Here is a 24977-nt window from a genome sequence, read left to right as displayed (position 1 = left end):
AGTGTCGGCAGGCCATCAATAAGCTATTTTGTACATATGATCCGCATCTCGATCCATCCGCACCTGCAGATCCGGGACGATGACAGCCCCGGCGGGGAGCCGCTTGACGTATCGCGGCTGGTGGCCCTGCTCGGCCATATCGAAGACTCGGGCAGCATCAGCCAGTCGGCGCAGGCGGTGTCGTTGTCGTACCGCTACGCCTGGGGCATCCTGCGCGACGCCGAGGCCCTGTTCGGCGGCCCGCTGATCGACAAGACACGTGGACGCGGCAGCGCGCTGACGCCGCTGGCGCAGCAGCTGGTGTGGGCCAGCAAGCGCATTGGCGCGCGGCTGTCGCCAACGCTGGACAGCCTGGCTTCCGAGCTGGAGATCGAGCTGAAGAAGCTGATGGACCAGTCCGATCCGGCCGTGCGGCTGCACGCCAGCCACGGCTTTGCGGTGGCGGCACTGCGCGACTTCCTCGACGAGCAACAGGTGCGGCACGACTTGAAGTACTGCGGCAGCGTGGAGGCCGTGGCGGCGCTGGCCGAGGGCGCGTGCGATATCGCGGGCTTCCATGTCCCGGTCGGCGAGTTCGAGCACGCCATGTGGTGGCACTTCACCACGTGGCTCAAACCCGACACGCATTGCCTGGTCCACCTGGCGGTGCGCAGCCAGGGGCTCTTCGTGCGGCCGGGCAACCCGCTCGGCATCCGCACGCTTGAGGACCTGACGCGGCGCGAAGTGCGCTTCGTCAATCGCCAGGTTGGCTCCGGCACGCGCCTGCTGCTGGACCTGATCCTGGCCGCGCACGGCATCGATCCGGGCCACATCGAGGGCTACAGCAACGGCGAGTTCACGCACGCGGCAGTGGCGGCGTATATCGGCAGCGGCATGGCCGACGTGGGGTTCGGGGTGGAGACCGCGGCGCGGCGCTTTGGCCTGGAGTTCGTGCCGGTGCTGAAGGAGCGCTACTTCTTCGCGATCGAGAAGACGATGCTGCGCAGCAGTGCGCTGGCCGGCGCGGTGGACGCGCTGACCAGCGAGGCCTTCCGCCAGCGCGTGAACGCGCTGCCGGGCTACGATGGCTCGCTCACCGGGACCGTGCTCACGCTGGAGGAAGCCTTTCCGGAATACAGCAGCGCGCTGCGCGGCTAGCGCACCAGCAAGGAAAGACGGTCAGGATGATCGGCCCAGTCCTCGTGGCCGGCAACGGGGCCCTTGGCCTTCAGCAGCGGCGGCCAGTCCGGGCGGCGCGACAGCTCGGCGTTGAGGGCAAGGAAGTGGCGCTGCTCTTCGGGCAGGTCGTGCTCGGAATAGATCGCCCCTACGGGGCAGAGCGGCACGCACATCGAGCAGTCGATGCACTGGTCGGGATCGATCGCGAGAAAGTTCGGGCCCTCGTGGAAACAGGACATCGGGCAGACTTCGACGCAATCGGTGTGGCGGCACTGGATGCAGGCATCCGTCACAACAAAGGTCATCGAGGTGGGGCAGCAGTGGAGAACGGGAGTCCTGCGCCGAAGGTGCAGGACAGGCACAGATGTTAGCCCGGCAGGCTGCCAAGCAGGGCGGCGGGCATTGTCCGAGTCTTTGACCTCCTCCCCGGCCTAAAGACCGGAGATTCCTACGGCGCTCATCCCGGCATCGAGCCGGAATGAGTCGCTTCGGTGGGTTCCTGCTGCTGGTGGCATTCCTGCACCACTCACTTCACAGGCTAACCGGGCGTGTCCCGCCCTTAGAACATTGATCGCGCCGACTACATCGGCGTTTTCCTCGAAGCCGCATTCCATGCACTTGAACCGGGCTTGCGCCTGCCGGTTGCTCGCCGATACATGTCCGCAGCACGGACAGGTTCGGCTCGTGTTCTGCGGTGGCACGGCGACCAGCCAGCCGCCGTTCCATGCCAGCTTGTAGTCCAGTTGGCGGCGGAACTCGAACCAGCCCTGATCGAGGATGGATTTGTTCAGGCCGGACTTGGCCCGAACTTGCTTTCCCGGTTGTTCGGCGCTGCCCTTAGCGGACTTGGACATGTTCCGCACCTGCAAGTCCTCGATACACACCATCGCGTGTTTTTGGCTGATCGCGGTTGAGGTCTTGTGCAGGTAGTCGCGGCGGGCATCGCCGATACGGGAGTGAATGCGCTGGACGCGGGCTTTCTCCTTCTTCCAGTTGTTGCTGAATTTCACCTTGCGGCTCATGGCCTGCTGCGCTTTACGCAGCGCAGTCTCCTGCCGCTTGAAACTGTTGAGCGGCGCGTAGAACGTGCCGTCCGAGAGGGTGGCGAAACGCGCCACGCCCATATCGATACCGACCGCACCACCCTGCGGGACAGGCTGCGCCACTTCCCGCTCAGTCTGAATGCTCACATACCACTTGCCGCCCGACTGGCTGACGGTGATGTTCTTCACCGCACCGAGCACGTCCCGGCTGTTGCGGTAGCGCAGCCAACCAAGCTTGGGCAGGAACAAGCGACTGTTTCCCTGATCCAGCTTGATCTGTTTCGGGTCGGGATACCGGAAGCTGTCCGCCTGGCCTTTCTTCTTGAAGCGTGGGAACTCGGCTCGCTTGGCAAAGAAGCTGGTGTAGGCCCGCTCCAAATCCTTCAAGGCCTGTTGCAGCGGGTGAACGGGGGCCTCGGCCAGCCATGCCGTTTCCGTGCTGTTGCGCCAAGCTGTGAGTTCCTTACAGAGCCCGACGTAGCCGAGCTTCTTCTCCCCTTGCTCGTAGCGCTGCTTCTGCAGCGCCAGTGCCTTGTTGAATACGAACCGGCACGACCCGGCGAAGCGGCGCATGTTGCGCTGCTGCACGCCGGTCGGCATCAATTCGTATTTGAAGGCTTGAAGTCGCTGCATCGGCCCATCATACTCTTGGTCTATGAGCGATAGCAATGACATTAGGCACGGCAGACATTGCATTTTTAAGATGCATGTCCATTTGGTCTTTGTGGCGAAATATCGCCGCAAGGTGTTCGATGGCGACGCTATTCAGCGGCTTCGCGCCATCTTTGCTAACGTCTGCGCCGACTTCGAGGCCGACCTGATCGAGATGGACGGGGAGGACGATCACGTCCACCTGCTGGTGGAGTATCCACCAAAGGTGGCGGTATCGAATCTGGTAAACAGTCTTAAGGGCGTGTCCAGCCGCCTGCTGCGCAAGGAAAGACCTGACATCCAGAAACGCTACTGGAAAGGCGCGCTCTGGTCGCCGTCCTACTTCGCTTCATCCTGTGGCGGCGCACCAATTTCCATCGTGCGCCAGTACATCGAGCAGCAGCAAACTCCACACTAAAACCCAACGGCAAGGACGGCTACGCCGTCCGCACTATCCTTCCCCGTCCTGAAGGATTCCTGAAGGACGGGGCTTGCCGCGCACCGGGTCAGCATCGGTTTGTTGTTCATTGGCCGCCAGCGACTGTATCGACAGGCGGCTCACCGAGGAGCTGATCACCGACGGCGTCACCGTTGGCATGATCTGCGGCAGGCCGGTGGTATTGGTCAGCTACAGCGACACCGATTGGCCGCTCAGGCCCGCGATGGAGAACTGCACGTCGGCGGCAGCGCCGGTGCCGTTGGCGCGGGTCCAGATTCCGACACCTGAGCCCGCATAGCTGGCCGGCGTTGCCGCGCCGCAGCCGGTGCAGGCCTGATCGAGGCCCGTGATCACCAGCGGCGTGCTGGCCTGGGGAGGCGCCGGCGGGGCCGGGTCCGGCTGGGCAGGCGTAGTGGGCGCGGTTGCGGCCGGCGTGCCGGACGCGCTGGCCGACGGCGAATCCCCACCGCCTCCGCCACAGGCGGCAAGCGCTGCCGCAGCCAGTATCGAGGCAAGGGGGCCCAGGTATGAACGACTACCAATACTGCTCATCAGAACACTCCAGAATCCAGAAAAATGGGCACCCGCATGGTGCCGCCGTACCGATGAATATCGGCGCGGCAAAGCAACGCTTTAGCCACTTTTTATGATTGACGCACCTCACGCTGCGCAGTTGCGCAAGCGTGGCGGGAGCGGATTATGGAGTCGGAGGCGCCAAAAAAGGCGCAGCCTCTGCACTTTAGTGCAGTTCAGAACACTTCTGGCACGATCATGTTTCCGGGCACGGGCTGGCGGGTGTAGTCCGGACGCCGCTCCCGCTCGGGCAGCTCGATGGCTGGCTGCTCGACCTCCTCGTAGGGCATCTGCCCGAGCAGATGATGGATGCAGTTCAGGCGCGCCCGCTTCTTGTCGACCGCCTGCACGATCCACCACGGTGCCTCGGGAATGTGCGTGCGCTCCAGCATGATTTCCTTGGCGCGCGTGTAGTCCTCCCAGCGGCGGCGCGACTCCAGGTCCATCGGGCTGAGCTTCCACTGCTTGAGCGGATCATGGATGCGGCCCAGGAAGCGCAGGTGCTGCTCTTCGTCCGAGATCGAGAACCAGTACTTGATGACCTGGATGCCGGAACGCACCAGCATGCGTTCGAACTCCGGCACCGAGCGGAAGAATTCTTCGTACTGCTCGTCGGTGCAGAAGCCCATCACGCGCTCGACCCCCGCGCGGTTGTACCAGCTGCGATCGAACAGCACGATCTCGCCCGCGGCCGGCAGGTGCGAGACGTAGCGCTGGAAATACCACTGCGTGCGCTCGCGGTCGTTGGGCGCCGGCAAGGCCGCAACGCGGCAGACGCGCGGATTCAGGCGCTGCGTGATGCGCTTGATGACGCCGCCCTTGCCGGCCGCGTCGCGCCCCTCGAATAGGATCACCACCTTGTGGCCGGCGGCGACCACCCAGCTCTGCAGCTTGACCAGCTCACCCTGCAGCCGGAACAGCTCGCGGAAATACTGTTGCCGTTCGGCATGTTCGCCGGGCCCATCCGGCGCGATCCCGATGCTGCCGTCCGGCCCTCTCACGAAGCTGCGGTCTTCCAGCTCCAGTTCGAGCTCTTCGTCATAGTAGTCAGCCACCTCGCGGTGGATGCGGCGGACCAGCGCCTCGTCTTCGTATCGCATCGCTCGCTCCCAGGCGTCTCTTCTGCCGCCCGATGCTAGCGCAATTGCGTGGCAGTCCTGTGAAAGGCGTCGGAATTCACCGGCGCTCCTTGCGAAAGGCCCAGCGCCCGGCGAGCACGGTAAAGGCGGCAACCAGCGCCACCAGCACCCAGAAGCCGTGCGGATGGTCCGCCAGCGGAATGCCGCCCACGTTCATGCCGAAGAAGCCGGCCACGATGTTGATCGGCAATGCCAGCACCGTCACCAGCGTCAGCGTGAACAGGGTGCGGTTGGTCTGTTCGTCGAGCTTGGCGGCGATCTCTTCCTGCAGCAGCTTGATGCGCTCGACCAGTGCGGCAAGGTCGTTCAGCACCAGCGAGAACTCTTCGGTCGATTCGCGCAGCTCCTGCAGGTCAGCGTCGCGCATCCACGCAGGCGGCCGGTTGAGCAGGCGAAACAGCGCGCCAGGCTCGGGCGCGAGCAGGCGCTGCAGCCGCACCAGGCCCCGGCGCATGGCGCCAAGGTCGGCACGGTTGTCTTGCAGCCGTTGCGACAGCAACTGGTCTTCGATCTGGTCGACGTTGATGCCGGTCTCGCGCACGATCTGCACCAGCACGTCGGCCTGGTCGCGCAGGAGATGCACCAGCAGGTCCAGCGGCGAGCGAAAGCCCTCGCCCTGGCGCACTGCGGCACGCAGCTTGTCGACGGAACGCAGCGGCCGCGCGCGCTGTCACCAGCAAGCGGCGGTCGGCACAGGCCCAGAGCGTGGAGATATCGGTGGACGTCACGCCAAAGTTGTAGATGACGTCATTGACCACCGCCAGCAGCGCCGCATCCTGGCGCTCGATGCGTGTGGAATGCGAGCCCTGGCGCAGCGATTCGAAGAAGTCCTCCGGCAGCCCGAGCTGGCCCTTCATCCAGCGCTCGCAGGCGCTGTGCGACAGGTTGAAATGCAGCCACAGGAACTCGTCGCCGGGATCCCCGCCCTGCAACCAGGTTGCGGCGGCGGGCGAGTCAATCGGTTGCGCCGGCTGGCCTGCCTTGAAACGGAATCCGTTAACCAGTCCGACGGGATCGGAACCATAGCCGGATTCGACGGTGGCAGATTGCATGCGTGACCTCGCTTGCCGGAAATCAGGAAGCCGGACACATTAGCATGGCCGGATGACAATCCGCCGCGCACGGACTCTTACGCACCACACTGTGGAAACTTCTGCATGCCTGGCGATGCGGAAGGACACGTGGACCCAATGGTTGATGTGGAATGGCGCCCTATACTGGAAACCGCCTGACAGGACATCAGGAGAACGTCATGGATCCTCTGCAAGCCCGATCGTGGGCCGTTGCCGTGTTTGCTGCTTTGGCAGCACTCGCCGCAGGCATCGGCAATGCAAACGCCACGACAAACCGCCAGCCGGTCACCAACTCAGCGTCAGTGAGCGTGCCATCCGTGGTGGAACTGGCCGTTTCCAGGCCAAAGGACTGCGACCCGCATTGTGGCGGCGAGCGGCAGCCTGAATCAAACGGAGTCGCCTGAGTGGCGGCGTTTTCACTAACGAAGACGATGCTCGAATTCGCATGGGGATGCCGGGAGGCCCGGCGGGGGCCTTCCTGACTCCCCGTGCGGTACATCTCACGGGATTCGCGCATAAGCCTGGCGCACACAGTATCCATGAAGCCCTGCACCATGCGTGCCTTGCGAGCCTGCTGCGCCCTCAGCGCACTTGGCGCCGCAGCCATCGCGCCCGCGCCGGGCACAGCGGCTGCGCGGGACTACGCATACACCATCAATGTCCAGGTGCGCGACGGCAAGACCGTGCAATGTGCGGTCAACCTGCCGCCGCAACCGCCGGCCGTACCGACACCGCCACTCAGCGCCGATGAGCGCGTGGAAGCCGAAGTGCTGGCAACGCAGCGCCTGCGCCTGCTGTCCGGTCCGCGCGCGCCGTATCCGACGCCATATACCGCACCGGCGGTGAGCTGCTTCGCGCTTCCCGGTTAAGCGGCCTGGTCAGGCGGCCAGCGGCAGGCTGACCGTCAGCGTGACGCCCTTGCCACCGATGCCGGGTGAGAGGCCGACCGAACCCTGCGCCGCCAGCACGATCTCCTTGACGATCGCCAGGCCCAGGCCGCTGCCTTGCTGGTGCGGCTCGGCGTTGCGGTAAAAGCGATCGAATACCTTGGGCCGCGCCTCGGCCGGAATGCCAGGCCCGTCATCGCTGACGGACAGCGTGGCATAGCCATCCGCCGTGGACAGAGCGACGGTGACCTGCCCGCAGTCGGGCGTATAGCGGATGGCATTGTCGACCAGGTTGGAGACCATCGACGCCAGCAGCCATTCCTGGACGCGCACCTGCGCACCGCTGACCGCCAGGTCCGCACCGAGATCGATATGCTTGCGTTGCGCCAGCATCACGAGGTCCTCCAGCACCGTCGTGACGACCGGCACCAGGTCGGCGGACGCATTGCCGGCCTGCCCCCCGGCGGTCTGCGCTTCGGCCTGCGAGAGCAGCAGCAGCTTGTTAGCCAGGTCGGTCATGGCCTGCGTGCTGCCCTCCATCGAACAGAGGATCTCGCGCAGCTTGCTGTCGTCGCGCAACTGCGAGGCGTATTGCAACTGCGCACCGAGCACCGCGAGCGGGGTGCGGATCTGATGCGCGGCATCCGCGATAAAACGCTTTTGCTGCAGCACGTATTCGTTCAGCCGCTGGATGCACTGGTTGATGGCCTCGACGATCGGACGCAGCTCCTGCGGCAGGTCGCCCGGCCTGATCGGCTGCAGGTCCATCGGATCGCGTCCCGCCACTTCATTCCTGACTCGCACCAGCGGACGCAACTCCACCGTCAGGCCACGCGCCACCAGGAAAATCGCCAGCATCAGCAGGACGATCTCGCGCGTGAGCGCGGGCACGCTGAGCGTTTGCGCCAGGTCCCGGTTTTCTCTCAGGGTCTGGCCGACTGCGATGGTGACCTTGTGCGCGCGGCCCGAGTTGAACATCCGGCGCGATATCTGCACCACACGTACCGGCAGGCCCTGGAAGGTGGAGGCATAGAACACGGGCGAAGCGGCGCCCGCCAGCGGGGGCTGCGCGAACACAGGGTTGCCGGCCAGGATCAGCCCGGTGTCGTCCACCACGCTGTAGAAGACCTGGTCACCGAAAGGCGAGTCGAACAGCGACAGGGCTGCGGGTGGCACCTGCACCACCAGGCGGCCGTCGCTCCAGTGGACCTGGCCTGCAATGACTTCGGCCGATGCCCGAAGCGCGCGGTCCTGCACGCGATTGGCGGTATCGACCCCGCGCAGATAAGACGCAATGCCGCTGCCCACCACAAAGATGGCCATCGGCAACAGCAGCCAAAGCAGCAGCCGCGCGCGCAGGCTGTGGATCATTGCTTCTGCTGCAGCAGGTAGCCGAGCCCGCGCAAGGTCACGATGGCGGCCTGGCAACCCTCCAGCTTCTTGCGGATGCGATGGATATAGATCTCCACCGCATCCTCGCTGGCGTCTTCCTCGAGCGCGTAGATACCCTCCATTAGCGTCGTCTTCGACACGGTCTTGCCCAGGCGCTTGATCAGGATCTCGAGCGTCGCGTGCTCCTTGAGCCGAAGCGCCAGCGGCTCGCCACGGACATGGAACTGGCGCGTATCGTTGTTGTAGCTGAGATCGCCGCAGGTCAGATCCGACTGCTTCTCGCCCGCCTGCCGGCGCGCCAGCGCCTTGATGCGGGCCACCAGCTCGCGCACTTCGAAGGGCTTGACCAGGTAGTCGTCGGCGCCGAGGCCGAGGCACTCCACCTTTTCATCGACCGAGCCGCTGGCCGTCACCATCAGCACCGGCACGTTGTTGTGCCGGGCACGCAGGCGGCGCAAAACGCTCTTGCCGCTCAGGCGCGGGATCTGCAAGTCCAGCAGCACCACGTCGTAGTGCTGCATCTGCAGCAACTGGTCGGCCACTTCCCCATCCAGCGCGGTATCGACTACGAAGCGGTCCTCCTTCAGCAGCCTGGCGAGCCAGTGGATCAGTGAAACGTTATCTTCGATCAGCAATACCTTCATGAACTGTTCTGGCGGTCGGGGCGGTCGGGGCGGGCTCGCGGCTTACTTTTAACGCCGCACGCCGGTTTCGGATGCCTCGGGATTTCCCCTAGCACCGGGGAAAGCTGCGTGAAGGATTGGGCTGCCTAGAATCAGATTTGGCTGCGACCCTGCGCCGCATCCACACCGAGATCAAAAACACAAAGGTTGGAGACAGGCATGAAAGGAATCCGAAAGGTTGCACTGGCCACGATGCTGGCAACGCTCGCGGTGTCTGGCACCGCACTTGCGGCCGATGGCAAGGTGACGATCATGGTCGGCGGTGCGACCAAGATCATCTATCTGCCAGCCAGGCTGACCGAACAGCTTGGCTACTTCAAGGACGAGGGACTGGACGTCGAAATCCAGTCACAACCGGCGGGCGTCGATGCGGAGAACGAACTGCTGGCCGGCGCCGTGCAGGGTGTGGTGGGCTTCTATGACCACACCATCGACCTGCAGAGCAAGGGCAAGGAAGTGCAGGCCGTGGTGGTATTCGGGCAGGTGCCGGGCGAGGCCGAGATGGTCGCCACCAAAGCCGCCGGGCAGATCAAGAGCATGGCTGACGTCAAGGGCAAGACCCTTGGCGTGACGGGACTGGGATCATCGACCAACTTCCTGACCCAGTACCTGGCGTTCCGCGCCGGCGTCCAGCCCAGCCAGTACACCGTGCTGCCGGTGGGGGCGGACAACAGCTTCATCGCCGCGATCCACCAGGGCCGCATCGATGCCGGCATGACGACCGAGCCGACCATTTCCCAGTTGCTCAAGACCGGCGAAGCGCAGGTGCTGGTAGACATGCGCACGGCCGAAGGCACCACGCAGGCGCTGGGCGGTCTCTACCCCGCTTCCAGCCTCTACATGCAGCGGAACTGGGTAGACAGCCACAAGGACCAGGTCCAGAAGCTGGCGCGGGCCTTCGTCAAGACACTGCACTTCATCAAGACGCATACGGCCGACGAGATTGCGCAAAAGATGCCCAGGGACTACTACGGCAACAACCGCGAGCTCTACGTCAAGGCGCTGGGCGCATCGCTGCCCATGTTCACCGCCGATGGCCGGATGCCGGCCGGTGGCCCGGAAACCGTCCTGAAGGTGCTGGCTTCGTTTGATCCTACGGTCAAGGGCAGGCATATCGAGCTGTCCCGTACCTATACCAACGCTTTTGTCGACCAGGCGAAGTAGGCCGCCCGGCACCGGCCCCGAGGATTCTTCATGACAACCCCAGCATCGCAGGACGCGCCCGCCATCGAGTTCGAGCGCGTATCCTGCCGCTTCATTTCGCCGGATGGCTCCGCCACGGTAGCCCTGCGCGATTTTTCGATGACCGTCGGCAAGGGCGAGTTCGTAGCCCTGGTCGGGCCGACCGGCTGCGGCAAATCGACCACGCTCAGCCTGATCACAGGCCTGCTGCGGCCGAGCGCGGGCGAGGTGCGCCTGATGGGCAAGCGGGTCGACGGCATCGATCCGCGCATCGGCTTCGTGTTCCAGGCCGACGCGGTTTTCCCGTGGCGCACCGTGCTGCACAACGTCGCGGCAGGCCCGATGTTCCGCGGCAGCTCGCGCGACGCCGCCTACGCGCTGGCCGAACAGTGGATCCGCAAGGTCGGGCTGGACAAGTTTGCCAACCACTACCCGCACCAGCTCTCGGGCGGCATGCGCAAGCGCGTGGCACTGGCCCAGACCTTTATCAACAACCCCCAGATCCTGCTGATGGACGAACCCTTCAGCGCGCTCGACATGCAGACCCGCACGCTGATGCAGGATGAACTGCTGCAGCTGTGGTCGCAAACCGCGGGCTCGGTGGTGTTCGTCACGCACGACCTGGAAGAAGCCATCGCCATGGCCGACCGGGTGCTGGTCCTGACCGCGCGGCCGGCCACGCTCAAGCGGGTCTATGAGATCGACCTGCCGCGCCCGCGCGTGACTTCCGAGATCCGCTATGACAAGCGCTTCGTGGAACTGTCGCGCGAGATCTGGGCCGACCTGCGCGAAGAAGTCCACATCGACTGACGGCACTCCTGCCAACCAATCCAACGAGCAAGACAATGGAAGCAGACCTTGCATACGCCGCGCAGGACGAGGCATTCGAACTCCAGGCACGGGCCGCCGCACGCCGCCGCTACTGGCTCATCGTCACGCTGCGCGTGGTGCTGCTGGTAGCCGTTCTGGGCGGGTGGGAGCTCGCCGGTCGCCTGCAATGGATCGATCCGTTCTTCTTTTCCATGCCGTCGCTGATCGCGGAGCAGATCTACGACTGGTTCGTCAACGGCACGTCCCAGGGGCCGCTGCTGACCCAGGTGGCAGTCACGCTCGAAGAAACCGGCCTCGGTTTCCTGATCGGATCGGTGGCCGGCGTGCTGTGCGGCATCGCGCTGGGACGCAACAAGTTGCTGGCCGATGTGTTCAGCATCTACATCCAGATCGCCAACTCGATTCCCCGCGTGGTGCTCGGCTCGATCTTCGTGATCGCGCTGGGGCTGGGGATGGCGTCGAAGGTGGCGCTGGCCGTGGTGATGGTGTTCTTCGTGGTGTTCGGCAATGCCTTCCAGGGCGTGCGCGAGGCCGACCGCTACCTGATCGCCAATGCCCAGATCCTGGGGGCCTCGAGGCGGCAGCTGACCTTTGCCGTGGTGGTGCCGTCCGCGCTGAGCTGGATCCTGGCCAGCCTGCATGTCAGTTTTGGCTTTGCCCTGGTGGGCGCGGTGGTTGGCGAGTTCCTCGGCTCCAAGCAAGGCATCGGCCTGCTGATTGCCACCGCGCAGGGGGCGTTCAACGCCAGCGGGGTGTTTGCAGCGATGATCGTGCTGGCGGTGGTGGCGCTGGCTGCGGATTATCTGCTTACGCGGTTGGAGAATCGGTTGCTTAAGTGGAAGCCTAGTAATCTTGGGTGACTGGGGTATCTGGATTCTGGATTCGTATATTTGGTGTTGGTGCCTACGGCTTGGCGCTATCGAAGGTCGACAGCCTCAGGTTTCGCCCCTGAAGGGGCGACCTACTTTTAGACGGCGCCCAAAAGTAGGCAAAAAGCGCCGTCTTGCCCGCCGGGCGGGAGCTTTATCGTAGTGTTCGACGGTTTTTGTACGGGTACGGGCTTCAGGGCATAGCTACGATGCCTGCCGCGTTGTGACGAGACGGCGCGAGGCATTGACAGGCCGTCCTCCCGACCTCGTGAGAGCGGAGTGGCACGCAGCTTGAGCCCCATCACTCTGCGAAGCTCCATCGCGCACCACGGTTGTGGTCCAGAACCTCTTGCCGTAGGCAGCCCGCTCGATCACGGAGCCACTCCGCTCTCACGAGGTCGGGAGGACAGCGCCGTTCCCGGCGTTGCCTCTGGCGATCTGCGCGGCAGGCAGTCCAGCTATGCCCTGAAGCAAATACCCGTACAAAAACACGCGCACACTACGATAAGACTGGCCGTCCGCCGAGGACAGAAGGCGCTTTTTGCCTCCTTTTTGGCGCCGTCAAAAAGGAGGTCGCCGGCTACGCCGGCGAAACAGCAGCGCCCGCCAAGAACCCAGACCCGCAATCCAGCGAAGAACAAAAAAACCCGGCCTATAGCCGGGAACAAGGAAAGCCCAGAGCACCCACGGCGCACCGCGCCGCAGCCATATCAGAACCGCGTCCGCATACCCACCGCAAACTCGCTCTGATGCGAGAAGCCGTTGGACTGGGCCGCATGATAGCCATGCTGCAGGAACATGTAGTCTGCAGCGAGATAGACCTCGGTACGCTTGGAGAAGTGGTAGAAGACCGAGCCGTAGATCGTATTCTTGCGGCCGCTGTCGGTGGCGGTCGACGCGGTGGTGTCGGTGAAGGCGTTGAGCGTGAAGCCGCCGGCGTTCAGTGCCGCATTGCCTGCCTTCATCATCTGGTAGCCCAGTTCGTAGTCGAACGCGCCTGCTGGTGCCACCTTGAGCGATACCGTGTAGGCATCATCCTTGCGCTTGCCCAATGCACCCTGGTCGGCGGTGTAGTGGAAGTAGCCGGCATTCGCGCGCACGATGCCCCAGACGTAGTTGCCGCCGACCGAATAGGAGCGGTGCCAGAGATCGCCCAGCTTGGCCTGCGTATAGAAGCTTGAGACGTGGAAATTGGTGCCGTTGTAGCCCAGCGTCACGCTTTCCGTGGTGCCGCGCGAAGGGTTGCCCGGCACTTCGCCGAACTGGTAGGCGGCACCGGCAGTCAGGCCGTTGGTGAATATCTTCTTCCACACCACGCCGTTGTTCATGCGCGTGCCGGTGGCACTGCCCGCGTAGAAGACCAGCTGCTTGAAGTTGTTGTTGTTCGTATAGCCGCCCTCGTCGGTACTGATCACGGCCGATCCATACGGGTCGGCGTAGATGCCGGAAGCGATCGGGTCTCGTGCCAGCGCATCCTGGCGGCCGAAGGTCACCTTGCCGACGGTGTCGTTCTCGATCCCGACCCAGGCGTCGCGGTTGAACAGCACGCCCGGCGTATCCATGGCGCCATCAAAGCTCTGGAATTCGCTCTCGAGCTTGAAGATGGCCTTGGTGCCGCCGCCAAGGTCTTCGGCACCTGTCAGGCCCCAGCGGTTGCCGCTGAACCACGCGGGCTGGTGAAAGCCCGTCAGGCGGTGGCCCTGTGCATCGGCATTGCTGATGGTGCTCAGCGTCGTGTCGATCAGGCCATACAGTGTGACGGATTGCGCGTGGGCCTGGCCGGCGCAGACGGCGCCGACCGCCAGCGCGAGCGCGGTGTACTTGCTCTTCAAGATGTTCTCCTCGGATCTCTTGGTTGTTGTGGAAAGCTCAGTGCTGGCCGCCGGCAAACTGCGTGCGCGCCCACGGGCGATCAGTGCGAGGAATCGTAGTCCCGCGAAGCCTTCATCGAGCTTTCCTGCCGTGGCGCTTTGGACTCAGGGGAAACACTGACGTGACATCGCTTCGGATGTCTCCGGCGCTCAGTCCTGGCTAAGTCATCGGCGTTAGGCTCTGCTGTCGCGCAATGCCGTGCCGGCGCCCCACTGGCCGAAGCCATCATGGAAACACTCAACCGAAACCTCTTTCTGCTGATCAATGCGCCGGATCATCCCGGTGCGCCGGCAGTGGCAGCCGCCACGTTCTTTGCCGAGTATGCGATCTGGATCCTTCCCGCCATGGTGGCGATCGGCTGGCTGCGCGGTGGCGAATCCTTCCGGAAGGCCTTGCTCGCGGCCACCGTATCGGGATGCCTGGGATTGCTCGCGAACCAGCTTATCGGGCTGTGCTGGCAGCATCCCCGCCCTTTCATGACCGGACTGGGGCACACCCTGATTCCGCACGCTCCGGATTCGTCCTTTCCCAGTGATCACCTGACGCTGCTTTGGGCGGCAGCGTTCAGTCTCATGATGACCATCCGCTCAAGGGTGGCGGGCCTGGCGCTGGCCTTGCTCGGGATCCCGGTGGCCTGGGCCCGCATCTACCTGGGCGTGCATTTCCCCTTCGACATGGCGGGATCCGCCGTGGTCGCCCTGCTGTGCGCCTGGATTGCGCAGTGCGCCGGACGATGGCTCGAAGCGCCTCTTTACCGGGTCGCCATGAGCCTCTACAGCCACTTGTTCGCCGCGCTGATCCACCGGGGCTGGGCGCGGCCCTGATCTGCTATGGCTGTCCTAAGTCTTGCCGGCCAGACTGTGCACCGCCGCCCCAGCGATGGGGCAATCCGTCCCGGAGAAAAGCATGAGCACATTGAATACGCGATCCCCGGCTGCACAGAGCCTCAGCAAGGTGCCGGAAGTCACCCTGGTTTTCTGGATCATCAAGATAGCGGCAACCACGCTCGGAGAGACCGGCGGCGATGCGTTGTCGATGTCCCTGAATCTTGGCTACCTCGTCAGCACGGCGATCTTTGCCGTGATCTTCCTGATCGCGGTATCGGCACAGATTTCATCCACGCGCTTTCGCCCTGCGCTCTACTGGGTAACCATCGTCGCCACCACAACCGTGGGCACGACCCTGGCTGACTTTGCCGACCGCTCCCTCGGTATCGGCTATGCCGGCGGAACCACGCTGCTGTGCGTCTTGCTGATGCTCTCGCTGGCGACCTGGTACCGGACGCTGGGAACCGTATCGGTCGACACCGTGAAGTCTCCACAGGCCGAGATGTTCTACTGGGTGACGATCATGTTCTCCCAGACGCTCGGCACGGCCCTGGGCGACTGGACCGCAGATACGGCCGGGCTCGGCTATCTGGGCGGCATGCTGGTGTTCGGTGCGCTGCTGGCAGCGCTGGTCGCGGCCCGATACTGGACGCGCATATCCCGCACCGCGCTGTTCTGGGCAGCCTTTATCCTGACGCGCCCGCTCGGCGCCGTGGTGGGCGACTTCCTCGACAAGCCGCTGCATGCCGGCGGACTGGCCATGGGCCGCTTCTCCGCTTCGGCCGCGCTGATGACGCTGATGGTGGCCTGCATCGTGTTCTTTCCGCAGCGGGCGGCGGCGCGCGCGGGACACTGACCCGTTCTCCGCGGCATGGCTTCGATCTGCATTTTGGAGGCGATATGATGTGGAACCCGGAGACTGCCATCCCGCCGGACGGGCAGCATTCCGCAGGCAATGGAGAATGGATGCGCGTACTGCTGGTCGAAGACGATCCGATGATCGGGCAGGCAATCCGGGAAGCACTGCAAGATGCTTCCCACGCCGCCGACTGGGTCAGCAACGGGCAAGCGGCGCTTGATGCGCTCGCCTGCCAGGACTACGACATCGTGCTGCTCGATCTCGGCCTGCCGGGCAAGAACGGCATGACGGTGCTGGCTTCGCTTCGCGCCCGCGACAACCCAGTGCCCGTGCTCATCATCACCGCGCAGGACGACCTGGACGACCGGATCCGGGGCCTTGACGCCGGCGCCGACGACTACGTGCTCAAACCGTTCGAGATGACCGAATTGCTCGCCCGCATGCGCGCCGTATGGCGGCGCAAGGGCGGCGTGGCGGCACCGGTCCTGAGCAACGGCAAGCTCTCCCTCGATCCGGCCACCAGGCAGGCGACTGCCCGGGGCAGCGATGCCGTGCAGCTCACCAACCGCGAGTTCGCGCTGCTGCAGGCCCTGCTGGTCCGCCCGGGCGCCATCCTCTCGCGCAGCGAGCTCGAAGAGCGCATCTACGGCTGGGGCGAGGAAGTGGAAAGCAATGCGGTCGAATTCCTCATTCACGCCCTGCGCAAGAAGCTGGGGAGCGACGCCGTCAGGAATGTCAGGGGCGTGGGATGGATGGTCTCAAAAGCAGGCTGAAGGAGTCGGTCCGCCTTCGCCTCTCGCTCTGGCTCTCGCTCGCCATCCTCGCGATTGCACTGGTGGCCGGGGTGTTTTCCTTTGCAGCCGCCTTCCGGGAAGCCAACGAGCTGCAGGACGACATGTTGCGCCAGGTCTCCACCCTGTTCGACCGCCAGCACCTGCCAGTACCCCACCTTGGAGACACCGGGCGGCTGCCGCACAGCGACGAGGAAGCGCGCGTCATCGTGCAATACCTGCCGCAGGCCGGCGCCGGTAACGGCAGCCCGGAAGCCGGCATGGCGTTGCCGGCAACGCTCGCGGATGGCTTGCAAACCCTCAGCATCAGGGGTGAGCACTTCCGTGCGATGGTCCGAACGCTTTCCTCGGGCGAGCGCATCGTCGTGGCGCAGGAAACAGGCATTCGGGACGAGATCGCCCGGGATGGCGCGCTGCGCACTATTCTCCCTTTCCTGGTGCTCGTGCCCGTGCTGCTCCTGATCGTTGCCAGGCTGGTGGGCCAGATGTTCCGGCCCATCGCTGTGCTCTCGGCCGAGATCGACCGGCGCGGGGAGCAGGAACTGCACCCGTTGCCGCAAGAGCATGTGCCGACGGAAGTCCGTCCGTTCGTGGTGGCCATCAATCGCCTGCTGGGCCGGGTCTCGCAATCGATGGAAGCGCAGCGGCGCTTCGTCGCCGACGCCGCGCACGAACTGCGCTCGCCGCTGACGGCGCTCTCGCTGCAGGCGGATCGGCTCGCCGGCACCGAGATGTCAGAGACCGCCCGCGCGCGGCTCGCGACACTGCGCCAGGGCATCGAGCGAGGCAGGAACCTGCTGGAGCAGTTGCTGAGCATGGCCCGCGCGCAATCCGCCGTGCCTGTGCCGGCGGTCCCGCTGTCAGTGCTGCGGATCTACCGGCGCGTGCTCGAAGACCTGATGCCGCTGGCCGAGGCCAGGCACATCGACCTGGGCGTCGAAGGAGCATCCGATGCGCAGGTGCTGGCCAGCGAGGTCGACCTGCTCACCATCGTCAGGAACCTGCTCGACAATGCAATCCGCTATACGCCGGCCGGCGGGCGCATCGACCTGTCCGTGCGGTCGCTGGCGGGAGAGGCGATCCTGCAGATCCAGGACACTGGCCCCGGCATTCCGCCTGAGGAGCGAAGCCGCGTGTTCGATCCCTTCTACCGGGTGCTGGGCAACGAGACGATGGGTTCAGGGCTTGGCCTGTCCATTGTCCGGACGATCGCAGACCGCATCGGCGCACAGGTCAGCATTGGCTACACCGACGAACCTGCGCAACGCGGGTTGAGCGTGACCATCCGGATTCCGCAGGCACCGGCTTCAACCGTCGTGGCTGCCGTGGATGCCTGAACTCGGGCATGGCTCGCAAAAAAAGAGCCCGCATACGGCGGGCTCTGCTTCCAGTCATTTAGCCGTGACCTGCGGCGCTGCGCTGAACGTCTTGTTGGAAATCTTCCATACACCGTCGATTTCCAGCAGGTTCATGTAGTCGGTGAAGGTCACCTCCGGATACTGCAGCACGACCTTGGCCGTGCCGGCATTGCCGACGACGTCGAAGTGGGTGATGAAGCGTTTGCGCTGCGCTTCATCTGGTGCGGGCTGGCCCTGGAAGCGGGCCGAGAACTCGTCAACGCTCAGCGAATGCAGCACGCCGTCGCGGAATGAATTGATCCGGGCATCCGGATGGAAGGCCTTGCGCATGTACTCGGCCTTGCCGGTGATGTGGCCCTTCAGGTAGTTCTCGATCGGCTCGAGTGCCGCTACGTGTTGCGACGTCAGGCCTGTTTCACAGAATGTCATTTCGTCCTCCGAACCGATGGTGGGCTTGGGCCATGGCCCTCCCGCTGCTCTTCAAAGAGCAATGATTGTATTCTAGTTTTGCGTACAAAAATAGAGACAAGGGCGTCTGCTGTTGCCCCCTCAGCCTTGAAGGCGGAGCTATTACGGCAGCGGAGAGTGCTGGCGTGGTCGCCTCTGCCAATACAGTGCGGAGGTCTGGTACCGGAAACAACAAAGCCCCGGACCTTCTACGGTGCCGGGGCTTGCTCTACTGCGCGAGTTGGGCGATCGACGCGACGTCGACGCCAATCAGGCGGCGATGCTCCGAGGGCCGATCGTGGCTTACTCGATACGCATCTGAAACACGTCGATCAGCCAGCGAAGTTCTTGCCGGCGAAGTCCCAGTTCACGACGTTCCAGAATGCCTCGACGTACTTCGGACGGGCATTGCGGTAGTCGATGTAGTAGGCGTGTTCCCACACGTCGCAGGTCAGCAGTGCCTTGGCGTCGGTGGTCAGCGGGGTGGCGGCGTTGGAGGTGGACACCAGGTCCAGCGAACCGTCGGCCTTCTTGACCAGCCAGGCCCAGCCCGAGCCGAAGGTGCCCACGGCGGTCTTGGTGAATTCTTCCTTGAACTTGTCGAACGAGCCCCACTTGGCGTTGATGGCGTCAGCCAGCGCGCCGGTCGGCTGGCCGCCGCCGTTCGGCTTCATCGATTCCCAGTAGAAGGTGTGGTTCCACACCTGGGCGGCGTTGTTGAAGATGCCGCCGGACGACTTCTTGACGATCTCTTCCAGCGTCGAGTTTTCGAACTCGGTGCCCTTGATGAGGTTGTTCAGGTTGGTGACGTAGGTCTGGTGGTGCTTGTCATGATGGAACTCCAGGGTCTCCTTGGAGATGTGCGGAGCCAGGGCATCATGCGCGTACGGGAGCGGGGGGAGCTTGTGTTCCATTGTTCTGTCTCTGTGGGTTGGGGTTGCGGGTGAGGAACTGCCGATTGTAGGGGACTTGCCAGACCCGCGCAAACCGCGGCGCAATGCCCCCTGGCCTCATCTTAGTTTGTGCCGGGCACTGGATGGAACGATTCCGGAGCGTGCCCGGAAACGACCAGAAAGAACGATCAGAAATCCGCCAGCTTGGGCTGCACGCCCGCGATGGTGATATCGGCCACGCCCTCTGCCAGGCGGGCTTCCACCACGCTGCCGGCACGCAATTCCGCCGGCGATCGCAGTGCCCTGCCGCGCTGGTCCAGCAGCACCGCGTAGCCGCGCTCCAGCGTACGCTGCGGCGCAAGCAGCTCCAACGCGCCTGCCGCCCGTGCCAGGCGCTGCGTGGCCCGCTCATGCTGGCGCGCGGCGGCTGCCTGCATGCGCTGCGACAAGCGCGCCACGTCAGCCTGCGCCGCCACGGTATCCGGACGACACGCGGTCCAGCGCATCGCCAGCAATTGCTGGCGATGGCGCTGCGCGACAATCGTGTCACGCAATGCCGAGCGCAAGTGTCGGGCCAGATTGTCGACCTGCGCGCGACGCTCCTGCAACTGCGCCTGCGGGCTACGCAACCTGCGCGCCAGCCAGTCCAGGTGCTGGGCGCCCCGGTCCAGCTGGCGACGCATGGACTGTGCCAGCGCGTGGCTCGCCCGGCTCGTCTGCAGCAGCAGTTGCGCGCGGTCCGGACTGACCAGCTCCGCCGCGCCCGTCGGCGTGGGCGCACGCACATCGGCAACGAAATCGGCAATGGTGAAATCGGTCTCGTGGCCCACGCCGGAAATCACCGGCAACACGCAGCGCGCAATCGCCTGGGCAACCACTTCCTCGTTGAAGGACCACAGGTCTTCGATGCTGCCGCCGCCGCGGCACAGGATCAGCACGTCGCATTCGCGGCGCGCGCCGGCCTGGTCGAGCATGTCGGCGATCTTTTGCGCGGCGCCGGCGCCCTGCACCGGCACCGGATAGACCATCACCGGCACATGCGGCGCGCGCCGGCGCAGCGTGGTCAGCACGTCGCGCAAGGCCGCCGCCTGCAGCGAGGTGACGATGCCGATGGCCCGCGGATGGTCCGGAATCGGCCGCTTGCGCTCGGGTGCGAACAGCCCGGCCTGCGCAAGCTTTTCCTTCAGCCGCAGGAAAGCTTCGTAAAGATTGCCGAGTCCGGCGCGGCGCATGGCCTCGACGCCCAGCTGCAGTTCCCCACGCGCTTCATACATGGTCACCAGCGCGCGCACCTCCACCGCCTCGCCTTCGCGCGGCGCAAAGTCGACATGCTGGTTGCGGCCGCGGAACATCACGCAGCGTATCTGCGCCCGCGCGTCCTTGAGCGAGAAATACCAGTGGCCGCTGGCCGCGCGCGTGAAGTTCGAGATTTCGCCCCGCACCCAGGCCAGCGGGAAGTTGCGTTCGAGCATCGTCGCAATCGCGTGGTTAAGCTCACCGACGGGGATGGCTTCGCGAGCGCCGCGGGCTGCCAAGGACGGCATTTCGCGGGAAAAGTTCTGCGGGTCGGGCATAGCGCACAGCCGTGCGAGCGGCGTGGAATGGACATGTCCACAGCATAACGGGTCTGTCAAGGGGGTGGCGCTGATGGCGGCACGCTTCGCCGGAAGCCGCATGATCTGGTACAAGCCTTTGATTCTTAAGATTTTTCCGCCGGAAACAAAAATTAGGCAATATAACCAAAATCCTTTCGCGTCAAACACTTACCGGCCGCGCCCCAGGCTTGTTCACAAAGTTATCCACAGGAATTCTGAATAAAACAGCCGTGGGAGGCGCAATTCGGGCTCATGTGGCGTCCGGCAACCGTGCCATGTCCGAAATGCGGCGTCCGAGGCGATTGCGTCGCTGGCTTGCGTCTGGCGCAAGCGGGAATATCACCATCCCTCCATCTGCCCAATATTTAAGCAGCGGCGGCCGGCCCCTTAGCAATCAATTAGTTACAACGCTTCTCCCGGGCTTATCCACAGGCGCTCCACAAGACTCTCCCGCCAGGATGTGGAAAATACGAGACTTTCCCCACAGACGGCGTCGGCGCTGCCCTGTAAGGCCGCAAAGCGCCTCCTGCACATTCTTTGAGCAGCAGGAGGTGTACCCTTTCCAATCAACCACTTAGCGGTGTTCTCAGGCCGGTTTCCACAGGCCGTCCACAATCCTGTCCCGCATTGGTGTGGAAAGCCTGATGCCCGCCACCTGTGCCCACCTCATTTTGACTGCCCCTGCAGCGCGTGACGGCCTTCAGCATGGTTCGGACAAGGTCTGCATGATTTTTAGGCAGCCGCCACATTAGCCTTGCAGATCAATGGCTTAAGATTCTTGTCAGCCAGCTTTCCACAATCCATCCACAACGCTGTCCCGTACTGCTGTGGAAAGCTGCCGCCAGCACGGCGATGCGCCGCCGAGACAACGCCTGCCCGTGTCTTGCCGCGCGTCATGGCGCGGGTTAGAGTGGCGCCTGATTTTTTCGAGCAATGCCGGTGCGCACATGGTCCCCGACCCGCAGCGCAGCCAAGGCTTGCCGTATACGTGGTTGGGGTTGTCTGTCTCACCTGTTGTCGATCCGGGGGTCCAAGTGTTTTCCATCATTCAAGCGGCCGGCTGGCCGATCTGGCCGCTGTTGCTCGCCTCGATCATTGCGCTCGCACTGATCGTCGAACGTTTCCTGACGCTCAAGCGCAGCAAGGTGCTGCCCGCCAGGCTGTACGACGAGGCGCTTTCCGCTGCCCAGCAGCGCCGCGCCACGCCGGAAGTCGTGAACACCCTCGAACAGAACTCGCCGCTGGGCCGCGTGCTGGCCGCCGGCCTGCGCCACGTGGTGCTGCAACCGCATACCTCGCGCGATGCCGCCAAGGAAGTGGTGGAGGAAGCTGGCCGCGCGGTCGCGCATGACCTGGAGCGTTACCTGAACGCGCTCGGCACGATTGCCTCGGTGGCGCCGCTGATGGGCCTGCTGGGCACCGTGATCGGCATGATCGAGATCTTCGGCAGCCAGGGCGGCACCGGCGCCAACCCGGAACAGCTTGCCCACGGCATCTCGGTGGCACTCTACAACACGGCCTTCGGCCTGATCATCGCCATTCCGGCGCTGATCTTCTGGCGCTACTTCCGCCGCCGCGTCGATGACTATGTGGCCGAACTGGAATTCCGCGCCACGTCGTTCCTCGATGCCATCCTGCCGCAGCGCCGCGCCTGAACGCCATGCAATTCCGTTCCCGCCAACGGCGCGAAGAGCCGGAGATCAACCTGATCCCGCTGATCGACGTGCTGCTCGTGATCCTGATCTTCCTGATGATCACGACCACGTACTCGCGCTACACCGAACTGCAGATCCAGTTGCCGACCGCTGACGCCGAGCGCGCCCAGCAGCGGCCGCAGGAGATCGTGGTGTCGGTGTCGTCGCGCGGCGTGTATTCGGTCAACAAGCACGTGATGGAGCAAAAGGACGTCACCAGCCTGGCCGACCAGCTGCGTGCCGCCGCAGGCCCCGCCACCAATGGCCAGCCGCCCGTGGTCATCGTCAACGCCGACGCGCAGGCGTCTCACCAGGCGGTGATCAACGTGATGGAAGCCGCCCGGCTGGCGGGCCTGTCGCGCCTGACCTTCGCCACCCAGAGCGCGCAGCCGCGCTGAGCGGTACTTGTCCAGCCAGGCCCGGCCGTCCCGCCGGGCTTGCGGCATGCGCCGGGCAATGCCCATAATGTCTGAATCTGCCGGCACTGCCGCCGATGCGCGGGCCCTGCCCGCCGTCCCACCAGCCACCGCCCTCCAGCGTCCATGCCCGCTCCCCGCCACGCCCTTGCAGACTTCGTAACCGCCCAGTGGCAGCGCCGCGGCTGGTTTGCCTGGGTGATGTTGCCGTTCTCGCTGCTGTTCGGCGTCGTGGCGCGGATTCGCCGGCTTGGTTATCAGCGCGGCTGGTTCAAGTCGACCCGCCTGCCGATGCCGGTGGTGGTGGTCGGCAACGTGACCGTGGGCGGCACCGGCAAGACGCCGGCCGTCATTGCGCTGGCGCATGCGCTGGCCGAAGCCGGGCTCCGGCCGGGCGTGGTCTCGCGCGGCTATGGTGTACAACTCAAGCACCCGCGCCGCGTCAAGCCGACCTCGCAGGCGTCGGATGTCGGCGACGAGCCACTGCTGATCGCGCGCGCCACCGACGTGCCGGTCTGGGTGTTCCCGGACCGGGCCCTGTGCGCGCAAGCCATGCTGGTATCGCACCCGGGCGTGAACGTGCTGCTGCTCGACGACGGCCTGCAACACTATCGCCTGCAGCGCGATTTCGAGATCGTGATGTTCGATTCCCGCATGGGTGGCAACGGCCTGCTGCTGCCGGCCGGCCCGCTGCGCGAGCCGCTTTCGCGCCCGCGCGATGCCACGCTGATCAACGACCCGAACTTCCGCGCCACGCCGGATCGCCCCGATGTCTATGGCATGCGGCTCGAGCTCGACGACGCCTGGCAGCTGAACGACCCGACCATGGCGCGCCCGGTCACCACCTTCATCGGCCGGCGCGTGCTGGCTGCAGCCGGCATCGGCAACCCGGAGCGCTTCTTCGCCAGCCTGCGCAGCGCAGGGCTGGAGCCGAAGACGCTGCCGCTGCCGGACCATTACGATTTCGCCGACGACCCGTTTGCCGACAATCCGGCGGCGCTCGATGCCGACATCATCCTGATCACCGAAAAGGATGCCGTAAAATGCGAGCGTTTCGACGACCCGCGCATCTGGGTCGTCCCCACCACGCCCGTGATCGACGCGGGCCTGATCGATAAAATCCGCAGCGCCGTGCTGGCGCGCGTCCCGGCAGTGCCGGCCGCCGGAGCTGCCATGTCCATGGCGCCCACTGGCGAGCACAAGGCGGCGGCCGGACTCAACAAGGAACACCAAGATGGACAACCGGCTGCTTGAAATCCTGGTCTGCCCGCTGTGCAAGGGCAAGCTGGAGTACAACCGCGCCGCGCAGGAGCTGATCTGCCACGTAGACAAGCTGGCCTATCCGATTCGTGACGGGATTCCGGTCATGCTGGCCGACGAGGCCCGCCAGTCGGTGCCGGGCCGCGTGATCGACCCGGCCGCTCCGGCGGACAACGCGGGCAACTGAACGTCGCGCATCATGAGCATCCCGGCATTTACCGTCGTCATTCCCGCGCGGCTGGCCTCGACCCGGCTGCCCGACAAGCCGCTGGCCGACATTGGTGGGCGCCCGATGATCGTGCGGGTGGCCGAGCGCGCGCATGCGTCGTCGGCGCAGCGCACCGTGGTGGCCACCGACGCCCCGGCCGTGGCGCAGGCGTGCGCCGCGCATGGCATCGAGGCCGTGCTGACGCGCGCCGATCATCCGTCGGGCACCGATCGCCTGGCGGAAGTGGCTGCGCAGCTCGGCCTGGCTGACGACGCCATCGTCGTGAATGTCCAGGGCGACGAGCCGCTGATCGATCCGCAACTGATCGACGAAGTGGCGCTGCACCTGGCGCACCATGCCGACTGTGCGATCGCCACGGCGGCCCATCCGCTGCATGACGTGGCGGAGGTCTTCAATCCCAACGTGGTCAAGGTGGTGTGCGACGCCGCCAGCCGCGCGATGTACTTCTCGCGCGCGCCGATCCCGTGGTCGCGCGACGCATGGTCCGGCGTGCCGGCCGTGCCCGCCGCCATGGCGCAGGTGTCGCTGCCTGCCATGCCGGTGCTGCGTCATATCGGCCTGTACGCCTACCGTGCCGGTTTCCTGCGCCGTTTCCCCACCCTGGCGGCAGCGCCGGTCGAGCAGACTGAAGCGCTGGAGCAGCTGCGCGCCATGTGGCATGGCGAGCGCATCAGCGTGCTGCAGACCAACGCCGCCCCGGCGCCGGGCGTGGACACGCCGGCCGACCTGGAGCGCGTGCGGGCGCTATGGGCACAGACCATGGCACAGGAAGGCCCCTGACCGGACCGGCCTGCCCGCTCCGGTTCATACTGCTGC

At 64.8% G+C, this 24977-nt stretch carries 26 protein-coding genes and 1 pseudogene; 15 read left to right on the top strand and 12 right to left on the bottom strand.

Annotated features, from left to right (window positions below; genetic code table 11):
• The first annotated feature begins 36 nt into the window (after positions 1-36).
• A complete protein-coding gene (locus RM96_RS25635) occupies positions 37-1137 on the top strand; it encodes a substrate-binding domain-containing protein (protein WP_039014523.1) in 1101 nt (366 codons plus the stop codon).
• Here RM96_RS25635 and fdxA read toward each other — a convergent pair.
• The gene (fdxA, locus tag RM96_RS25630) at positions 1134-1463 is read right to left on the bottom strand and encodes a ferredoxin FdxA (protein WP_039014522.1); all 330 of its coding nucleotides are present in this window, start codon (positions 1461-1463) and stop codon (positions 1134-1136) included. The two genes, RM96_RS25635 and fdxA, sit on opposite strands and share 4 nt — an antisense overlap.
• A gap of 126 nt (positions 1464-1589) precedes the next feature.
• Positions 1590-2834: an RNA-guided endonuclease InsQ/TnpB family protein gene (locus RM96_RS25625; protein WP_052279736.1), complete on the bottom strand. Its 1245-nt coding sequence runs from the start codon at positions 2832-2834 to the stop codon at positions 1590-1592.
• A 22-nt stretch (positions 2835-2856) separates the two neighbouring features.
• Between RM96_RS25625 and tnpA the strand changes: the two genes are divergently transcribed.
• Positions 2857-3270 (top strand): IS200/IS605 family transposase, encoded by a 414-nt coding sequence (tnpA, locus tag RM96_RS25620; protein ID WP_082016706.1) that lies wholly within the window; start codon positions 2857-2859, stop codon positions 3268-3270.
• Positions 3271-3303: 33 nt separating this feature from the next.
• On the opposite strand, the gene RM96_RS39490 is transcribed toward tnpA, so the two are convergent.
• From RM96_RS39490 to RM96_RS25605, 4 genes and pseudogenes are all read right to left on the bottom strand, one after another.
• A complete protein-coding gene (locus RM96_RS39490; protein WP_193752519.1) occupies positions 3304-3450 on the bottom strand; it encodes a hypothetical protein in 147 nt (48 codons plus the stop codon).
• A gap of 30 nt (positions 3451-3480) precedes the next feature.
• On the bottom strand, positions 3481-3843 hold the full coding sequence (locus RM96_RS25615) for a hypothetical protein (RefSeq protein WP_039014520.1): 363 nt from the start codon (positions 3841-3843) through the stop codon (positions 3481-3483).
• Between the two features lie 197 nt (positions 3844-4040).
• Positions 4041-4964: a polyphosphate kinase 2 gene (ppk2, locus tag RM96_RS25610; RefSeq protein WP_039014519.1), complete on the bottom strand. Its 924-nt coding sequence runs from the start codon at positions 4962-4964 to the stop codon at positions 4041-4043.
• A gap of 76 nt (positions 4965-5040) precedes the next feature.
• Positions 5041-6055, bottom strand: a pseudogene (locus RM96_RS25605) (transporter).
• 560 nt (positions 6056-6615) lie between these two features.
• On the opposite strand from RM96_RS25605, the gene RM96_RS25595 reads away from it, so the two are divergent.
• Positions 6616-6945 (top strand): hypothetical protein, encoded by a 330-nt coding sequence (locus tag RM96_RS25595; protein ID WP_238587404.1) that lies wholly within the window; start codon positions 6616-6618, stop codon positions 6943-6945.
• 9 nt (positions 6946-6954) lie between these two features.
• Here the strand turns inward: RM96_RS25595 and RM96_RS25590 are convergent, their stop codons facing one another.
• Both RM96_RS25590 and RM96_RS25585 read right to left on the bottom strand, forming a co-directional pair.
• Positions 6955-8334, bottom strand: a complete 1380-nt coding sequence (locus tag RM96_RS25590) for a sensor histidine kinase (protein WP_039014517.1) — start codon at positions 8332-8334, stop codon at positions 6955-6957.
• Entirely contained in the window at positions 8331-8999 is a 669-nt protein-coding gene (locus tag RM96_RS25585; protein ID WP_039014516.1) for a response regulator, read from the bottom strand. The genes RM96_RS25590 and RM96_RS25585 overlap by 4 nt, the downstream gene beginning before the upstream one ends.
• 231 nt (positions 9000-9230) lie before the next feature.
• Here RM96_RS25585 and RM96_RS25580 point away from each other — a divergent pair, with 231 nt between their 5' ends.
• The 3 genes from RM96_RS25580 to RM96_RS25570 are packed head-to-tail and all read left to right on the top strand — an operon-like array spanning position 9231 to position 11911.
• Positions 9231-10202: an ABC transporter substrate-binding protein gene (locus RM96_RS25580; RefSeq protein WP_443112274.1), complete on the top strand. Its 972-nt coding sequence runs from the start codon at positions 9231-9233 to the stop codon at positions 10200-10202.
• A 30-nt stretch (positions 10203-10232) separates the two neighbouring features.
• A complete protein-coding gene (locus tag RM96_RS25575) occupies positions 10233-11030 on the top strand; it encodes an ABC transporter ATP-binding protein (RefSeq protein ID WP_039014514.1) in 798 nt (265 codons plus the stop codon).
• 35 nt (positions 11031-11065) lie between these two features.
• Entirely contained in the window at positions 11066-11911 is an 846-nt protein-coding gene (locus RM96_RS25570) for an ABC transporter permease (protein WP_039014513.1), read from the top strand.
• A 719-nt stretch (positions 11912-12630) separates the two neighbouring features.
• Here RM96_RS25570 and RM96_RS25565 read toward each other — a convergent pair.
• Positions 12631-13752 (bottom strand): porin, encoded by a 1122-nt coding sequence (locus tag RM96_RS25565; protein ID WP_039014512.1) that lies wholly within the window; start codon positions 13750-13752, stop codon positions 12631-12633.
• 267 nt (positions 13753-14019) lie between these two features.
• Here RM96_RS25565 and RM96_RS25560 point away from each other — a divergent pair, with 267 nt between their 5' ends.
• The 4 genes from RM96_RS25560 (at position 14020) to RM96_RS25545 (ending at position 17606) form a co-directional block, all read left to right on the top strand.
• Complete coding sequence (locus tag RM96_RS25560; protein ID WP_039014511.1) at positions 14020-14616, top strand: undecaprenyl-diphosphatase; 597 nt, start codon at positions 14020-14022, stop codon at positions 14614-14616.
• 82 nt (positions 14617-14698) lie between these two features.
• A complete protein-coding gene (locus RM96_RS25555; protein ID WP_039014510.1) occupies positions 14699-15475 on the top strand; it encodes a COG4705 family protein in 777 nt (258 codons plus the stop codon).
• Between the two features lie 110 nt (positions 15476-15585).
• The gene (locus RM96_RS25550; RefSeq protein ID WP_039014591.1) at positions 15586-16251 is read left to right on the top strand and encodes a response regulator transcription factor; all 666 of its coding nucleotides are present in this window, start codon (positions 15586-15588) and stop codon (positions 16249-16251) included.
• Complete coding sequence (locus tag RM96_RS25545; RefSeq protein WP_052279735.1) at positions 16227-17606, top strand: sensor histidine kinase; 1380 nt, start codon at positions 16227-16229, stop codon at positions 17604-17606. The genes RM96_RS25550 and RM96_RS25545 overlap by 25 nt, the downstream gene beginning before the upstream one ends.
• 54 nt (positions 17607-17660) lie before the next feature.
• On the opposite strand, the gene RM96_RS25540 is transcribed toward RM96_RS25545, so the two are convergent.
• The 3 genes from RM96_RS25540 to xseA all read right to left on the bottom strand — a co-directional run bounded on the left by RM96_RS25540 (position 17661) and on the right by xseA (position 20541).
• A complete protein-coding gene (locus tag RM96_RS25540; protein WP_039014509.1) occupies positions 17661-18056 on the bottom strand; it encodes a nuclear transport factor 2 family protein in 396 nt (131 codons plus the stop codon).
• A 350-nt stretch (positions 18057-18406) separates the two neighbouring features.
• Positions 18407-18988 carry a superoxide dismutase [Fe] gene (gene sodB / locus RM96_RS25535; RefSeq protein WP_039014508.1) on the bottom strand — a complete coding sequence of 194 codons (582 nt, stop codon included), beginning with the start codon at positions 18986-18988 and terminating at the stop codon, positions 18407-18409.
• A 167-nt stretch (positions 18989-19155) separates the two neighbouring features.
• On the bottom strand, positions 19156-20541 hold the full coding sequence (xseA, locus tag RM96_RS25530; protein ID WP_039014507.1) for an exodeoxyribonuclease VII large subunit: 1386 nt from the start codon (positions 20539-20541) through the stop codon (positions 19156-19158).
• Positions 20542-21596: 1055 nt separating this feature from the next.
• Between xseA and RM96_RS25525 the strand changes: the two genes are divergently transcribed.
• The 5 genes from RM96_RS25525 (at position 21597) to kdsB (ending at position 24941) form a co-directional block, all read left to right on the top strand.
• Positions 21597-22217, top strand: a complete 621-nt coding sequence (locus RM96_RS25525; RefSeq protein WP_039014506.1) for a MotA/TolQ/ExbB proton channel family protein — start codon at positions 21597-21599, stop codon at positions 22215-22217.
• A 5-nt stretch (positions 22218-22222) separates the two neighbouring features.
• Positions 22223-22654: an ExbD/TolR family protein gene (locus RM96_RS25520; RefSeq protein ID WP_039014505.1), complete on the top strand. Its 432-nt coding sequence runs from the start codon at positions 22223-22225 to the stop codon at positions 22652-22654.
• A gap of 144 nt (positions 22655-22798) precedes the next feature.
• Positions 22799-23926, top strand: coding sequence for a tetraacyldisaccharide 4'-kinase (gene lpxK, locus RM96_RS25515; RefSeq protein WP_039014504.1), 1128 nt, complete (start codon positions 22799-22801; stop codon positions 23924-23926).
• Entirely contained in the window at positions 23907-24119 is a 213-nt protein-coding gene (locus RM96_RS25510) for a Trm112 family protein (RefSeq protein ID WP_039014503.1), read from the top strand. The genes lpxK and RM96_RS25510 overlap by 20 nt, the downstream gene beginning before the upstream one ends.
• Positions 24120-24131: 12 nt before the next feature.
• Positions 24132-24941, top strand: a complete 810-nt coding sequence (gene kdsB / locus RM96_RS25505; protein WP_039014502.1) for a 3-deoxy-manno-octulosonate cytidylyltransferase — start codon at positions 24132-24134, stop codon at positions 24939-24941.
• Positions 24942-24977 lie beyond the last annotated feature (36 nt).

The sequence above is a fragment of the Cupriavidus sp. IDO genome (assembly GCF_000812465.1).
Classification (GTDB): Bacteria; Pseudomonadota; Gammaproteobacteria; order Burkholderiales; family Burkholderiaceae; genus Cupriavidus.
This window is presented reverse-complemented; position numbering and strand designations above follow the sequence as displayed.

Bases quoted from the DNA above. Each gene is read 5' to 3' on its own strand.
- RM96_RS25635 (WP_039014523.1), top strand. From the start codon at position 37: ATGATCCGCATCTCGATCCATCCGCACCTGCAGATCCGGGACGATGAC.
- RM96_RS25595 (WP_238587404.1), top strand. From the start codon at position 6,616: ATGAAGCCCTGCACCATGCGTGCCTTGCGAGCCTGCTGCGCCCTCAGC.
- RM96_RS25555 (WP_039014510.1), top strand. From the start codon at position 14,699: ATGAGCACATTGAATACGCGATCCCCGGCTGCACAGAGCCTCAGCAAG.
- RM96_RS25580 (WP_443112274.1), top strand. From the start codon at position 9,231: ATGCTGGCAACGCTCGCGGTGTCTGGCACCGCACTTGCGGCCGATGGC.
- RM96_RS25585 (WP_039014516.1), bottom strand. From the start codon at position 8,999: ATGAAGGTATTGCTGATCGAAGATAACGTTTCACTGATCCACTGGCTC.
- RM96_RS25510 (WP_039014503.1), top strand. From the start codon at position 23,907: ATGGACAACCGGCTGCTTGAAATCCTGGTCTGCCCGCTGTGCAAGGGC.
- RM96_RS25615 (WP_039014520.1), bottom strand. From the start codon at position 3,843: ATGAGCAGTATTGGTAGTCGTTCATACCTGGGCCCCCTTGCCTCGATA.
- tnpA (WP_082016706.1), top strand. From the start codon at position 2,857: ATGAGCGATAGCAATGACATTAGGCACGGCAGACATTGCATTTTTAAG.
- RM96_RS25590 (WP_039014517.1), bottom strand. From the start codon at position 8,334: ATGATCCACAGCCTGCGCGCGCGGCTGCTGCTTTGGCTGCTGTTGCCG.
- ppk2 (WP_039014519.1), bottom strand. From the start codon at position 4,964: ATGCGATACGAAGACGAGGCGCTGGTCCGCCGCATCCACCGCGAGGTG.
- RM96_RS25575 (WP_039014514.1), top strand. From the start codon at position 10,233: ATGACAACCCCAGCATCGCAGGACGCGCCCGCCATCGAGTTCGAGCGC.
- RM96_RS25560 (WP_039014511.1), top strand. From the start codon at position 14,020: ATGGAAACACTCAACCGAAACCTCTTTCTGCTGATCAATGCGCCGGAT.
- kdsB (WP_039014502.1), top strand. From the start codon at position 24,132: ATGAGCATCCCGGCATTTACCGTCGTCATTCCCGCGCGGCTGGCCTCG.
- RM96_RS25550 (WP_039014591.1), top strand. From the start codon at position 15,586: ATGCGCGTACTGCTGGTCGAAGACGATCCGATGATCGGGCAGGCAATC.
- RM96_RS25545 (WP_052279735.1), top strand. From the start codon at position 16,227: ATGGATGGTCTCAAAAGCAGGCTGAAGGAGTCGGTCCGCCTTCGCCTC.
- RM96_RS39490 (WP_193752519.1), bottom strand. From the start codon at position 3,450: ATGCCAACGGTGACGCCGTCGGTGATCAGCTCCTCGGTGAGCCGCCTG.
- xseA (WP_039014507.1), bottom strand. From the start codon at position 20,541: ATGCCCGACCCGCAGAACTTTTCCCGCGAAATGCCGTCCTTGGCAGCC.
- RM96_RS25540 (WP_039014509.1), bottom strand. From the start codon at position 18,056: ATGACATTCTGTGAAACAGGCCTGACGTCGCAACACGTAGCGGCACTC.
- RM96_RS25625 (WP_052279736.1), bottom strand. From the start codon at position 2,834: ATGCAGCGACTTCAAGCCTTCAAATACGAATTGATGCCGACCGGCGTG.
- sodB (WP_039014508.1), bottom strand. From the start codon at position 18,988: ATGGAACACAAGCTCCCCCCGCTCCCGTACGCGCATGATGCCCTGGCT.
- RM96_RS25570 (WP_039014513.1), top strand. From the start codon at position 11,066: ATGGAAGCAGACCTTGCATACGCCGCGCAGGACGAGGCATTCGAACTC.
- RM96_RS25520 (WP_039014505.1), top strand. From the start codon at position 22,223: ATGCAATTCCGTTCCCGCCAACGGCGCGAAGAGCCGGAGATCAACCTG.
- fdxA (WP_039014522.1), bottom strand. From the start codon at position 1,463: ATGACCTTTGTTGTGACGGATGCCTGCATCCAGTGCCGCCACACCGAT.
- lpxK (WP_039014504.1), top strand. From the start codon at position 22,799: ATGCCCGCTCCCCGCCACGCCCTTGCAGACTTCGTAACCGCCCAGTGG.